Annotated in this window: 13 protein-coding genes; 2 read left to right on the top strand and 11 right to left on the bottom strand. The window is 67.6% G+C overall.

Annotated features, from left to right (window positions below):
- Positions 1 to 22: 22 nt before the first annotated feature.
- From HHL11_RS17435 to HHL11_RS17465, 7 genes are all read right to left on the bottom strand, one after another.
- A complete protein-coding gene (locus HHL11_RS17435) occupies positions 23 to 718 on the bottom strand; it encodes a class I SAM-dependent methyltransferase (protein ID WP_169419601.1) in 696 nt (231 codons plus the stop codon).
- Positions 715 to 2226 carry a glycosyltransferase family 4 protein gene (locus HHL11_RS17440; protein WP_169419602.1) on the bottom strand — a complete coding sequence of 504 codons (1512 nt, stop codon included), beginning with the start codon at positions 2224 to 2226 and terminating at the stop codon, positions 715 to 717. Before HHL11_RS17440 ends, HHL11_RS17435 begins: the two co-directional genes overlap by 4 nt.
- 26 nt (positions 2227 to 2252) lie before the next feature.
- On the bottom strand, positions 2253 to 2906 hold the full coding sequence (locus tag HHL11_RS17445; protein ID WP_169419603.1) for an ABC transporter ATP-binding protein: 654 nt from the start codon (positions 2904 to 2906) through the stop codon (positions 2253 to 2255).
- Positions 2903 to 3685, bottom strand: coding sequence for an ABC transporter permease (locus HHL11_RS17450; protein ID WP_169419604.1), 783 nt, complete (start codon positions 3683 to 3685; stop codon positions 2903 to 2905). The genes HHL11_RS17445 and HHL11_RS17450 overlap by 4 nt, the downstream gene beginning before the upstream one ends.
- Before the next feature lie 14 nt (positions 3686 to 3699).
- A complete protein-coding gene (locus tag HHL11_RS17455; protein WP_169419605.1) occupies positions 3700 to 4806 on the bottom strand; it encodes a KpsE/RkpR family capsule polysaccharide export protein in 1107 nt (368 codons plus the stop codon).
- Between the two features lie 82 nt (positions 4807 to 4888).
- A complete protein-coding gene (locus tag HHL11_RS17460) occupies positions 4889 to 6202 on the bottom strand; it encodes a capsular biosynthesis protein (protein WP_169419606.1) in 1314 nt (437 codons plus the stop codon).
- Positions 6203 to 6364: 162 nt separating this feature from the next.
- Positions 6365 to 7525 carry a GNAT family N-acetyltransferase gene (locus tag HHL11_RS17465; protein WP_342593230.1) on the bottom strand — a complete coding sequence of 387 codons (1161 nt, stop codon included), beginning with the start codon at positions 7523 to 7525 and terminating at the stop codon, positions 6365 to 6367.
- 7 nt (positions 7526 to 7532) lie between these two features.
- Between HHL11_RS17465 and HHL11_RS17470 the strand changes: the two genes are divergently transcribed.
- Both HHL11_RS17470 and HHL11_RS17475 read left to right on the top strand, forming a co-directional pair.
- Complete coding sequence (locus tag HHL11_RS17470) at positions 7533 to 9197, top strand: NAD+ synthase (protein WP_169419608.1); 1665 nt, start codon at positions 7533 to 7535, stop codon at positions 9195 to 9197.
- A gap of 10 nt (positions 9198 to 9207) precedes the next feature.
- Positions 9208 to 9546 (top strand): P-II family nitrogen regulator, encoded by a 339-nt coding sequence (locus HHL11_RS17475; protein ID WP_169419610.1) that lies wholly within the window; start codon positions 9208 to 9210, stop codon positions 9544 to 9546.
- Here HHL11_RS17475 and HHL11_RS17480 read toward each other — a convergent pair.
- From HHL11_RS17480 to HHL11_RS17495, 4 genes are read right to left on the bottom strand one after another with little or no spacing between them, the layout of a single operon-like run.
- Positions 9543 to 10127, bottom strand: a complete 585-nt coding sequence (locus HHL11_RS17480) for an LOG family protein (protein WP_169419612.1) — start codon at positions 10125 to 10127, stop codon at positions 9543 to 9545. The two genes, HHL11_RS17475 and HHL11_RS17480, sit on opposite strands and share 4 nt — an antisense overlap.
- Positions 10124 to 10534 carry a diacylglycerol kinase gene (locus HHL11_RS17485; RefSeq protein WP_169419613.1) on the bottom strand — a complete coding sequence of 137 codons (411 nt, stop codon included), beginning with the start codon at positions 10532 to 10534 and terminating at the stop codon, positions 10124 to 10126. The genes HHL11_RS17480 and HHL11_RS17485 overlap by 4 nt, the downstream gene beginning before the upstream one ends.
- Positions 10531 to 11055 (bottom strand): RDD family protein, encoded by a 525-nt coding sequence (locus HHL11_RS17490; protein WP_281068671.1) that lies wholly within the window; start codon positions 11053 to 11055, stop codon positions 10531 to 10533. Before HHL11_RS17490 ends, HHL11_RS17485 begins: the two co-directional genes overlap by 4 nt.
- Positions 11056 to 11068: 13 nt before the next feature.
- On the bottom strand, positions 11069 to 11695 hold the full coding sequence (locus HHL11_RS17495; protein WP_169419615.1) for a DUF3106 domain-containing protein: 627 nt from the start codon (positions 11693 to 11695) through the stop codon (positions 11069 to 11071).
- Between the last annotated feature and the right edge of the window lie 88 nt (positions 11696 to 11783).

The raw sequence follows: 11783 nt of genomic DNA on the forward strand, positions 1-11783 counted from the left end.
GCGCGATGGTCGTTGTCGGCCGCTACAGGGCGGCAACGGTGTGGCCGTGGAAGCGCACCGTCTTCGTGAACAGGTGGCTCGCGCTGAACAGGTTGCAGTAGTAGGCCTGAAAGCTCAGCTTGCACAGGTACAGCTTGTTGTGGCCCAGGGCGAATGGCACCAGCACCGGCGAGGTCGCAAGGAACCTGAAGGCGCCCTCGATGACGCCGGGCCAGTGGTGGTTGAGGATGTCGTCGAGGATGACGACCCCCTCGTTGGCGACCAGCCGGGCCGCGATCTGCAGGTCGTTGACCGTGTGTTCGACGGTGTGGCCCCCGTCGACGGAGATGAACCGCAGCGAGCCGGGACGGACTCTCTGGTCCAGGGCCAGACCGGAGTCGGTGGAGTCGCCCTTCACGATGATCGTGTTCGCGCCGCGGTGCACGTCGTGCGCGACCAGGTTCGCCTGGAATTTCTCGAGCGAGCCGGAGCCGGACTGGTCGATGTTGAGGTTCTGGTCCTCGAAGATGTCGACGGCATAAGACGTCTCGCCGGCCGCGACCACCTGGTTCAGGAGGATGTAGAACTTGCCGTGGTGGACGCCGATCTCCATGCATCCGCCCTTCTTGTTGATCGCGACGCCGTCGAGGAGGTCGACCGCGTCGAACAGCTGGTCGGCACACCAGCCTTCGATGGAAGGGAATCCGCTTTCGTGGTAGTGCTTCAGGTTCGCGTTCATGGCTGTCCTTGTCCAGCGGCAGCGGCCGGTCGGCGCTGGTGCACCCGGGCGTGGTCCAGGAGCGCGTCCCATTGCGGCAGGATGTTCTGTTCGGAATAGAGGGCGCCGACCCGCGCGCCGTGCTGTCGCAGGCGGCCTCGCAGGTCGGCCGCGCCGGCGTCAAGCACGCGCTCCAGTGCGTGCGCCGCGTCCTCGGCGGAATACGGGTCGAAGTACTCCGCCGCGTCCTGGTAGACCTCGCGGTGGACGGGGATGTCCGAGGCGACGACCACGCTGCCGCTGCGCATGGCCTCGACGCCGGAATAGTCGAAGCCTTCCGCGAGGCTGGGGCAAACGGTGGCCGCGGCGTGTCGGTACAGCGCGCGCAATTCCGCCGGCGGCACGTTGCTCAGGTGGAAAAGGTCTCCGCTCTCGGCCCAGGGCTTGAACGCCTCGATGATCGCCGCGTGATCCCAGCCCATGCCGCCAACCAGCACGAGCCTGAGGCCGGGGCGGCTGGTGTACTTGAGGCGTTCCCAAGCCTCGACCAACAACAGGTGGTTCTTGCGCGGCTCCAGCGTGGAGACCATCAGCAGGTAGTCGAAGGGGGCGGGCGCGCCGTCCGGCCGCGGGAGCACCGTGTTGAGCTTGTTCGTCTTGCACAGGCGGTTGCGGATCACCTGCTGCACGACGGCGCCGTTCGAGTCCTCGGGGAAGTATTCGTCCGAGACGATGTTGGGGACGACGAAGGCTCGGTCCTGCGCCTCGGGGAAGATCTTCAGCAGGTCGTCGCGGGTGGCGCCGGACACGCAGGAGAAGTACGCGCCGGAGCGGACGTTGTCCTGCAGCGCGTGGAAATGGGAAGCCTGGTGGAAGGCCTTGTCGCTGATGGTGTGCGGCATCAGCACGGGGACGGCGTCGTGGTAGCGCACGACCAGCCGGCAGCCGGGCGTCACGCGGCCGGGAAAGGGCGTCTGCGCGACGAAGGCGTCGAAGCCGCGCGTGTCCACGGTCGCGAAGCGCCGCGCCGCGCCGCGCGCCAGGCCGCCCAGCCCCACCTGGTGCATCATCTTGCGCGAAGGCCCCAGCAGCCGGAATCCCGCGCCGGCGATGGTCGCCTTGTCAGCGGCCTTCAGCGTCATGCTGAAGAAGGTGCGCCAGAGGAAATCGTCGAACAGCGCAGGTTCGAAGATGTGGGTTTCCATGCGCAGCCCGAGCTGCGCCTTCAGCCGCAGCAGGGAGACCTGCAGGTGCTTGCCCGCGGCGTCAGCCGCCGCTTCCAGCAGATTGCCGTGCGGCTTCTCGTACAGGGACACGATCACCCGCGACAGGCGGTTGATGCGCCGCGGATCGGCCAGGCCTGCCTTGTTCGGCGGAATGCCGGCCTTGAGCTTGCGTGCGCCATGCTGGATCAGGCCTTCCACCTCGTAGCCCGGGCTGGCACAGAGGCTGCGGAACAGCAGCCGCGTTTCCTGCGGGATGCCGGCGTGGCCGTCGAAGGCCGGCTTCAGGTCGAGGAGGACCTTCAAGGCGCCAGGGCGGAGAGGAGCAGGCATCAGGCGGCGCCCTCGTCGTAGTAGCGATAGGCGGCTTCCAGGTCGTGGAAGTGGCTGAGAGTTCCTTCGTGCAGCACCGCCGCACTCTGGCAGTGCCAGCGAATGTTGTTCGGGTCGTGGGAGACGATGACGTAGGCGCGATCGGAGCGCTTTTCGAACAGTTCCGCCTGGCACTTGGCGTGGAAGCGCGCGTCGCCGACCGCGATGATCTCGTCGATCAGGAAGCAGTCGAACTCCACCGCCATCGAAATCGCGAAGGCCAGCCGGGCCCGCATGCCGGCGGAGTAGTTCTTGACTGGTTCGCGCAGGTACTTGCCCAACTCGGCGAAATCCTCCACGTAGTCCACCTTCTGCGCGTGGTCCACGTCATGGATGCGGCATATGAAGCGCAGGTTGTCGAGCCCGCTCAGGCTGCCCTGGAACGCGCCGCCGAAGGCGAGCGGCCACGAGACGCTCATCCTCCGGCGTACCTGGCCGGAGGTAGGCCGTTCGGCGCCGCTCAGCAGGCGGATCAGCGTGGACTTGCCGGCGCCATTGCGCCCGAGGATGCCGAGCTTCTGGCCGGGGTGAATCGTCAGGCCGACGTCGCGCAGGACCTGGTGGGTCCCGCCACGCGTGGGGTACGACTTGCCCACTCCCTGCAGTTCGATCATCCCGGCACCACCTGCTTGCTGGCCACGCGCTCCTGCGCGAGGGCCACCGCGGTCAGGGCGAGGCTGAAGATTCCCATGTAGGCCAGGTCATGGTGGGAGCTCACGGCGGGGCCGAAGTAGCCCTCGCGCAGGCACTCCACGCCATGGACCATGGGCAGCAGCAGGACGACCTTCCGTGCCGCTGGCGGCAGCCAGTCCACCATGAAGGCGGCACCGGACAGCGGGAACAGGAGATAGGCGGCGGGATACCAGAGCTTTTCGACCAGCTCGGACCGGATCGAGAGCGAACCCAGGAAGATCGCGAGCGCCATGCCGAACCAGGCGAGCATGAACCAGGCCTGCGCGATCTTCAGCACATCGTGCGGCATCTTCATCCAGCCCATGGCGATGAAGACGAGGGACAGCACGATGAAGGAGATCGTGGCACCCATCGCTTCGAGGACTAGCCGGGACAGGAAGATGTCGATGACCTTCACCTGCCGATGCGACATCAGCGCGAGATTGGGCTCCACCGCGCCGATGCAGCGGGTCGGCATGTTGCGCCACAGGAGAACGGAGGAATAGCCGGTCACGGCGAAGGCGACGACGGGAATCGAGGAATGCTCGTGGAAGCGGGCGAAGGTCCACAGCGCCGCGACCCCCAGCGTGAAGATCATCGGCTCGACGAACAGCCACAGGAAGCCGATGTTGTGCCGTCCGTAGCGGGTGAGGATCTCGCGCAGAAGAAGCGCGCGCACCACGCGGACCTGGACTCGCAGCGCGCTCAAGGCCGGTTCCATGTCGTCGCCGCGCGCTAGTCGAGATGTTCCATGGCGCCGGCGAGCAGCATGCTCAGGATGGCCCAGGCGACCAGTCCCAGCAGCATGGCGGACAGAACCGCCTTCACGCGCCGTGGCTCCTGCGCGACGTCCGGCAGGCTGGGCTGCGCGATCCGCTCCAGGTACACCTGCTGGCGCTGCGCTTCGTTGCGTGCCGTCTCGAGGCTGGCCAGCGCGCTGGCCAGTTGCTTGTTGGCGAACTCCGTCTCCAGCGCGAGCTGCTGGATCCCGGCCGCCTTGTTGGCCAGTGAAGCGCTGCCGCCGGCCACGCGCGCGGTCTCCTTCGTGATCTCCTCCTGCAAAGTGCGGCTGCGGCTGCGCAGGGCGGGGATCTGCGGGTTGGAGGGCGTGAAGGCCTGCAGCTGGGACAACTGCGTGGTCGTGGCGATCAGGTCGTCCTGCAGCTTCGCGACCAGTTGCAGCTGCACGGCTGCCTGCCGTTCCGGGTCGACGACGCTCTGCGCGTTGCGGAAGCTGGAGAGCTTGAGGCTCGCGGCCTGCGCTGCCTTCTCGGCTTGCGCGACCTCGTTCTGCGCGTAGCGGACCAGGTCGCGGCGCCCGCGTTCGTTCAGGCGGTTGACCAGTTCCTCGCTCTGTTCCAGCAGGAGGCGGTTGGAGTCCGCCGCGTCCTTCGCCGTGAATGCCTTCACGTTCAAGGTCACGATCGACGAATTCGAGTCCGTCTGCACATCCACCTTGGTCTGATAGTAGCGATGCAGCGCCTCGAAGCTGTCGTCGAAATCGAGCCCGCCAAAGCGGCTGAACAGGTCCACGTGCTTGCTTGCGTACGCCTCCTTCAACTGCAGGCGATCGGCCAGCACGCGCAAGGCGTCGCGCGAGAGGATGTATTCGCGCACCGTATAGCTGTCGTCCTGGGTCTTGCTGAAGCCGGTGCCTTCGAGGAAGCTTCCCAGCACGCCGCGGCTCGGGCGTTCCGGGCTGCGCACGACGAAGCGCGACTCGGAGGTGAACACGTCGCTCGCCCAGAACGCGTGATAGAAGGCGGCGAGCAGGGTGGGAACGGCGACTGCGATCAGGAGAACGCGGCGGGCACCCAGCTTGCGGGCAGACCTTGCAATCATGATTTTGATTATGTTCGACCGTACTGATCGTCGAAGCCAACGCTGTCGTCTTCGGCGGGATGTTGGCTCGATCTCAGGGAATTCACCTGTCCGCCATTTGCAACTTCGGCGGCGCCGGTACCAACGAAGACACCCACGGCAGCGGCTCGTTGCGCAGTGCATAGACGCTCGCGGGGGCCTGAGTGAGGTTCTTCACCTGGGCGAGGAATCGCCCGGCCGCTTCCGGATCGGGCGGCGCGCGCTCGCTCCAGAAGGCATCCAGCGGGCCGGTGAACGTCAGCGCGGGCCGCTTGTAAGGCGCGTCGCCGAGCACGATCAGCGGCGAGCCGCGTTCCAGCGCCTGCAACCCCACCGTGCTGTTGATCAAGACCGTGCCCAGCGAGTGCTGGGCCAGGACGGGGGTGTCGCCCTCCACCAGGTGGAAGATGCGGCCGCTCGCGCCCAGGCTTCTTGCGAGGGATCGGATCAGTCCCTGATGCCCGGGGCCGCCGCGCGCGTGTGGATGCTGGCGGAACACCAGCAAGGAGCCGGCGGGCGCGTGACGCGCGAAGGAATGCAGCACCTGCGTCACGAACTGCGACACGGAGGCATAGGAGCTGTGCTGCGTGACCTGGCTGTCTCCTTCCAGCTGCAGCGGGACGAAATAGTACGGCTGCCCGGTGGCAACCAGCCAGTGCTGCAGCTTGCCGTCGGTTCCGCGATGCAAGCCCTTGCGGAGCCACGAGCGGGTCCAGTACAACGCATAGGAAGGCGCGTGCGTCGAGCGATGGTGCTCGTAGTGCGGGTACTGGCGGCGCCGCTTGTCCAAGGCCACGTAGTGCTGCGACGCGTGCCACGCCATCTTCTGGAAATGCATCGGGCTGATCGAAGGGTGCAGCGCCCTGTCTTCCGCGCCCGCCCACTCGAAACGCTCCAGGGTCGTCGAATAGCCGTTGACGCCGCCCAGTTCCATGGTCACGTAGCCGGGGCGGAAATAGCCTTCCTCCGTCACGACGACGGGAAGGTCCATGGCGCGAGCGCGCTCCAGCGCCACCTTGTGATAGGAGCGACCCTGACCGAACAGCAGGATGCAGTCGGGCCGTTGCGACTGGAGCAGTTCGCTGATGTAGGCTGGCCATTCGGCCGGCGCTGCGCGAAAGCGCATGGGCCGCACGGACTGGCAATCGTGTTCGTCGCCGCCCTGGAAGACGATGCGTTCGACTTTGCAGCCACGCGCCTGCAGCCAGCCCGCCAACCGATCGAAAAAGGGCCCCACGGGCCCTTGCAGCATCAGAACGCGTGCCGCGCCCTTCAGGCACGAGAACGCCGGGTTCTCGTGAACCGGCTGGTGCCAGGGTTCGGCGGCTGGACAGAGGGCGTCGCGGGGCTTGCTCCCCGCGACCAGGGTACTGGTCATGTAACGATCAATGCGCGGACGCTCTAGTTTCGACCCGGCCTTCAACGGACGGTGTCGAGAATAAAAGCGCGGTCGCTGCCCGCACATCCCTCGTTTGGGGGGTACAAGCTTTGCAGATCGCTACGCTCTCGAACTTGTATCGATGCCAGGCCGGGTAAGGCCTTATTGCCCGCCTTCCGCTTCCCGAAACGGCGACCGCGCTTCCAGGTGTTCCAGGTAGCTGTCCACGCCGCGTCCCTCGCGCTTCAGGAACTGCTCGATCGCATCGGCGAAGGCCGGGTGCGCGAGCCAGTGGGCGCTGGTGGTCTTCACCGGCATCAGCGCGCGCGCCATCTTGTGTTCGCCTTGCGCGCCGCCTTCGAAGCGCTGGATGCCATTGGCGATGCACCAGGCGAGCGGCTGGTAGTAGCAGGCCTCGAAGTGCAGGCAGTCGACCCGCTCCAACGCACCCCAGTAGCGGCCGTAGGCCACGTCCTCGCCCAGCCCGATCAGGCTGGCGGCGATGCGCTTGCCGTCCCGCTCGGCGACGAACAGCAGCCAGTTCTCCGGCATCGTGGCGGCCATGCGGCGGAAGAAGTCGCGCGTGAGGTAGGGCGCGTTGCCATGTTCGAGGTAGGTGCGCTCGTAGCACTGGTAGAAGAAGTCCCAGTCGGCCGCCGCGATGGCGCGCCCTTGGCTCGCGCGGAAGGTGACGCCGGCCTCGGCGACCTTGCGCCGCTCCTGGCGGATCTTCTTGCGCTTTTCCTGCGCCAGGCTGGCGAGGAAGGCGTCGAAGTCCTTCCAGCCTTCGTTGATCCAGTGGAACTGCACGGTGTGGCGCAGCATCAGCCCCGCGGCGCTGCAGGCCGCGACGTCGCTCTCGTCGCCGAACAGCAGGTGCAAGGAGGACAGCTTCTTCCTGCGGCAGAAGGCCAGCACCTCCTTCACCAACGCCACGCGCAGCGTCGCGTCGCGCGCCAGCAGTCGCGGGCCCGGCACCGGCGTGAAGGGCACGGCCACCAGCGCCTTGGGGTAGTAGTGCAGGCCGTGCTGCGCATAGGCATTGGCCCAGGCCCAGTCGAACACGTACTCGCCGTAGGAGTGGTCCTTGAGGTACAGCGGGCAGGCGGCCACGAGCTCGTCGCCGCGCCACAGCGTCACGAAGTGCGGGTCCCAGCCCTGGTCCGCGGTCGCGCTTCCGCTCGCGTGCAGGGCGCCGAGGTACTCGTGCCGCATGAAGGGCGAGAAGCCCGCGTGCGCCAGCAGCGCGTTCCACGCCGCGGCGCTGGCCTCTCCCGGCGCCCTCAGCACCCGGGTGACATAATCGATTGAGCTGTCCTGCACCACTGAAATGCCACTGAAAATCTGTACCGCCCAGCTGAACGTCATCGTCGGCGACATGGCGGGCAACGCGCAAAAAATCATAGCCGCGGCCCGCCAGGCCTACGAGCAGGGTGCGCGCCTGGTGCTCACCCCGGAGCTGTCCATCTGCGGCTATCCGGCCGAAGACCTGCTGCTGCGGCCCGCCTTCATCGACGCCTGCGATGATGCCGTGAAAACGGTGGCCCGCGAGCTCGCGGGGTTGAAGGGCCTGCACGTCGTGGTCGGCCACCCGCATGGCGGCGGCATCCGCGGCAAGTCGGTGCAGGTGCAGCAGCGCCACAACGCCGCCAGCGTGCTGTGCGAAGGCCGCGTGCTGGAAACCTACGCCAAGCGCGAGCTGCCGAACTACCAGGTGTTCGACGAATACCGCTACTTCACCCGCGGCCACGGCAGCTGCGTGTTCCAGGTGGAAGGCATCAGCGTCGGCCTCCTGATCTGCGAGGACGCCTGGTTCGACGAACCGGCGCAGCTGGCCCGCGAAGGCGGCGCGCAGCTGCTGGTGGTGCCCAATGCCTCGCCCTTCCACGCCGGCAAGAGCGGCGAGCGGGTCGCGCGCATGGCCGATCGCGCCCGGTCCGTGGACCTGCCCCTGGTCTACGCCCACCTGGTGGGCGGCCAGGACGAAGTGATCTTCGACGGCGCTTCCTTCGCGGTCAACGCCGACGGCCAGCTGGCCGCGCTGGCGCCGGCCTTCGTGGAGGACCTGTTCTACGTCGATGCGCAGGAGCAGGGCGGCCGCGTGACGCTGTCCGGCCCCAAGGCCAGCCAGCCCGATGGCGACGCCGAACTCTGGCACGCGCTGGTACTGGGCGTGCGCGACTACATCGGCAAGAACGGCTTCCCCGGCGTGCTGCTGGGCCTGTCGGGCGGCATCGATTCGGCCCTGGTGCTGGCGATCGCCGTCGATGCGCTGGGCGCGGACAAGGTGCGCGCGGTGATGATGCCTTCGCCGTACACGGCGGAGATCTCGTGGACCGACGCCGCCGAAATGTCGAAGCGCATGAACGTGCGCTACGACGAGATCTCGATCAAGCCGATGTTCGAGTCCTTCAAGCAGGCGCTGGCGGGCGAATTCGCGGGGCGGGCCGAGGACACGACCGAGGAGAACATCCAGGCGCGCATCCGCGGCGTGCTGCTGATGGCCATGTCCAACAAGTTCGGCAGCATCGTGCTGACCACCGGCAACAAGAGCGAGATGGCCACCGGCTACTGCACGCTCTATGGCGACATGGCGGGCGGCTTCGCGGTGATCAAGGACGTGCTGAAGACCGTGGTGTTCCGGCTGGCCCGCTGGCGCAACGCCAACGATCCCTACGGCACCGGCGCCGACCCGATCCCGGAGCGCATCATCACGCGCCCGCCTTCGGCCGAACTGCGCCCGGACCAGACCGACCAGGACAGCCTGCCGCCCTACGAGGTGCTGGACGCGATCCTCTCGCGCTACATGGAGAACGACCAGGGCATCGAGGACATCGTCGCCGCCGGCTTCGAGCGCGCCGTGGTGGAACGCGTAGCCCGCCTGATCCGCATCAACGAGTACAAGCGCCGCCAGGCGCCGGTGGGGATCCGTGTCACCCACCGCAGCTTCGGCAAGGATTGGCGCTATCCTATTACCGGAAAATTTCGTGCTTAAGGACTACTGAATGAAACAGATCACCGCCATCGTCAAGCCCTTCAAGCTGGAGGAGGTCCGCGAAGGGCTGGCCGAATGCGGCGTGACGGGCCTCACGGTCACCGAGGTCAAGGGCTTCGGCCGGCAGAAGGGCCACACCGAGCTCTATCGCGGCGCGGAGTACGTCGTCGATTTCCTGCCCAAGGTGAAGGTGGAAGTGGTGGTGAAGGACGACGACGTGGACCGTTGCGTCGAAGCCATCATCAAGGCCGCGCGCACCGGCAAGATCGGCGACGGCAAGATCTTCGTGACCACCGTGGAACGCGTGGTGCGCATCCGCACCGGCGAGATGGACGAGTCGGCGATTTAAATCTGCGAGAGGTCCATCTGGCCCGGCCGGATGGACTGCACCAGCCCTTCCAGCACCGGCGCCACGTCGGTGCCGAACGTCAGCAGGTCCATCATCCCCTGGCTCATGAAGCCCTGCTGCACGCCGTCGCGCAGGAAGGCCAGCAGGCTGTCGTAGTAGCCCGCGGTGTTCAGCAGCCCCACCGGCTTGGTGTGGAAATCCAGCTGCCGCCAGGTCCAGGCCTCGAAGAATTCCTCGAAGGTGCCGATGCCGCCCGGCAACGCCAGGAAGGCGTCGGAGCGTTCGGCCATCATGCTCTTGCGCTCGTGCATGTTCTCCACGATGTGGAGCTCGGTGCAATCGCGCTTGGCCCATTCGCGCTCCACCATCGAGCGCGGGATGATGCCGACCACGCGGGCGCCGGCGGCCAGCGCGGCGCCGGCCATCACGCCCATCAGGCCGTTGTTGCCGCCGCCGTAGACCAGCTGGCCGCCTTGCGCGGCTATCCAGCGGCCGGTTTCGGCGGCGACGGCGGCAAAGCGCGGGTCGGTGCCGGTGCGCGAAGCGCAATAGACGCAGACGGAAAAACGGGGACTGCTCATGCCTTGAACCACTCCACCAGGGCCGCCAGCCAGATGCCGCCGGCGATCAGGGTCGCCAGCAGCACGGCGGCGCTGCCCATGTCCTTGGAACGCTTGGACAGCGGATGCCGCTCCAGCCCGATGCGGTCGATGGCCGACTCCACCGCGGTATTGAGGAGTTCCACGATCATGACCAGCAGCACCGAGCCGGCCAGCAGGGCCACCTCGACCCAGGAGCGGCCCAGCCAGAAGGCGAGCGGCACCAGCACCACGGCCAGGCAGGCCTCCAGGCGGAAGGCCGCCTCGCCCCAGCCGGCGCGCAGCCCGGCCAGCGAATAGCCGGTGGCGTGCCACAGGCGGCTGAAGCCGGAGCGCAGCTTCTGGGGGTTGACCGGTTCTTCCAACGCGTCCTGCGATGTTGTCGTCATGCGGTGATTGTCTCCGACGCCGGCCGGGGGGCGAGCACGGAGGCATCCACCAGCCGCGTGCCGGCCCAGGCGTCGTGCCAGAACTGCTGTTGCGGGTGGAAGCGGGACAACAGGGCCCAGACGGCGACCCAGCCGGAGAAGACGACGGCCAGGTCCCAGCCGGCGAAGCGGCCCTGCGCGATCAGCAGCGGCGGCAGCACCCACATCGAACAGTAGACGTAGCGCAGCGCGGCGCGGCCCTGCGTCAGCCGGCGGCCGTGGCGGTCGACGATGGCGATGCGCCAGGTCTTCATGGGCAGGGTCTGGCCGCGGGCCCAGAACCACGAGCAGTAGATGCCCAGCACCACGGCCAGGAAGGCGGTGAGCCATTGGCGGTGCTGCAGCGCGTTGCGCATCTGCGTGGCGACCGAAAACAGCAGGGTGGCGAGCAGGGCCACCGCGAACAGCAGCAGGGCTTCGTAAAGCCAGCAGGCCATGCGCCGGCGCAGGCTGGGCGCGGCCAGCGGATCGGAGGCGGTCAAGGCTGGAAAGAGCTCAAGGCTGCGACGCGGGCAGGGTGCCGGGCGCGGGCAGCAGCGTGTTGTGGTCGATCTTGCCGGGCGCCACCGCGATGCGTGGCGCCTGGGCGTCGTTCTTCCTGGGGGGCGGCACGGCGGTCAGCTTCTGTGGCGCGGGGTGCACGGCGGCGGCCGTGGGCGGCACCGGCTTGCCGGCGCCGGCGGCGAGCTTCTTCTTTTCTTCCGGCGACAGGTTCTGGTAGGCCTCCCACTTGGCGCGCTTGTCGTCGACCGGCAGGGCCTGCGTCTCGGCGAAGTTCAGGCGGGCCAGGGTGCGCTGCTGGGGCGACAGCGCCGCCCATTCGGCCATGCGGCTGTGCAGGCGGGCCTGCTCCGCGGGCGGCATGGTCGGGAAATTGGAGGACACGGCCAGCCACTTGCGCTTGTGCGCCGTGCCCAGGCGGCTCCAGCTGCTGGCCAGCGGCTCCAGGGCCTTCTTCTGGTCGGCGGTCAGCTCGTTCCAGGTGGGGCTGGACTCGGTGCGCACCGTCTTCGCCATGCGCGGCTGGCCCGGCTTCATGGCCTGGTGCGTGGAGACGGAGGGCTTGGGCGGCTGCGAAGCGGACGGCACCGCCACCACCGGCGGCGCGGCCGGGGCCGGCATCGGGGTTGTCGGGTCCTGTTGCTGCGCCCAGGTGAAGCCTGCGGCCAGGAGTGCCGCCGCGGCGAGGGCGAGCGGCAGGCGGGGTCTA

The sequence above is a fragment of the Ramlibacter agri genome (assembly GCF_012927085.1).
In the GTDB taxonomy this organism is placed as follows: Bacteria; Pseudomonadota; Gammaproteobacteria; order Burkholderiales; family Burkholderiaceae_C; genus Ramlibacter; species Ramlibacter agri.

Excerpts from the sequence above, each read along its gene's own strand:
- HHL11_RS17475 (WP_169419610.1), top strand. The coding sequence starts at position 9,208 with ATGAAACAGATCACCGCCATCGTCAAGCCCTTCAAGCTGGAGGAGGTC.
- HHL11_RS17460 (WP_169419606.1), bottom strand. The coding sequence starts at position 6,202 with ATGACCAGTACCCTGGTCGCGGGGAGCAAGCCCCGCGACGCCCTCTGT.
- HHL11_RS17480 (WP_169419612.1), bottom strand. The coding sequence starts at position 10,127 with ATGAGCAGTCCCCGTTTTTCCGTCTGCGTCTATTGCGCTTCGCGCACC.
- HHL11_RS17445 (WP_169419603.1), bottom strand. The coding sequence starts at position 2,906 with ATGATCGAACTGCAGGGAGTGGGCAAGTCGTACCCCACGCGTGGCGGG.
- HHL11_RS17470 (WP_169419608.1), top strand. The coding sequence starts at position 7,533 with ATGCCACTGAAAATCTGTACCGCCCAGCTGAACGTCATCGTCGGCGAC.
- HHL11_RS17435 (WP_169419601.1), bottom strand. The coding sequence starts at position 718 with ATGAACGCGAACCTGAAGCACTACCACGAAAGCGGATTCCCTTCCATC.
- HHL11_RS17450 (WP_169419604.1), bottom strand. The coding sequence starts at position 3,685 with ATGGAACCGGCCTTGAGCGCGCTGCGAGTCCAGGTCCGCGTGGTGCGC.
- HHL11_RS17485 (WP_169419613.1), bottom strand. The coding sequence starts at position 10,534 with ATGACGACAACATCGCAGGACGCGTTGGAAGAACCGGTCAACCCCCAG.
- HHL11_RS17455 (WP_169419605.1), bottom strand. The coding sequence starts at position 4,806 with ATGATTGCAAGGTCTGCCCGCAAGCTGGGTGCCCGCCGCGTTCTCCTG.
- HHL11_RS17495 (WP_169419615.1), bottom strand. The coding sequence starts at position 11,695 with ATGCCGGCCCCGGCCGCGCCGCCGGTGGTGGCGGTGCCGTCCGCTTCG.